Source organism: Pseudomonas sp. PME37.24/025 (genome assembly GCF_055556615.1).
The window spans coordinates 1-242 of sequence record NZ_JBVHNK010000446.1; the positions used below are offsets into that span (position 1 = coordinate 1).

The 242-nt window shown below is 65.7% G+C and carries 1 protein-coding gene; it reads right to left on the reverse strand.

Annotated elements, in window-relative coordinates; translation table 11 throughout:
• The coding region (locus tag ACZ3HH_RS31020) for a hypothetical protein (RefSeq protein ID WP_465810544.1) at positions 1-242 on the reverse strand (242 nt) is incomplete at both ends.

A 242-nucleotide genomic window follows, 5' to 3' on the forward strand; every position in this document is an offset into this window, starting at 1 on the left:
TCGGGATGCTTGCCCGCCGACTGCAGCAGGTTGCCCTTCAACTCGTAGAAGTAGAGGTTGTCTGGCTTCTCCTTGATGAGGGCGTCGATCTCGCCGAGGTTGTCGGCGCAGCGGCCCGAGCAATTGCGGGCAATGGCGCGCGCGTAGCGGGCGGGCAGGCTCGCGTCCTTGGCCGGGTAGCGGTTGAGGACCACCTGGGCGCGCTCGATATAGCCCGACAGCTTGGCGCGCATCATGTCGTG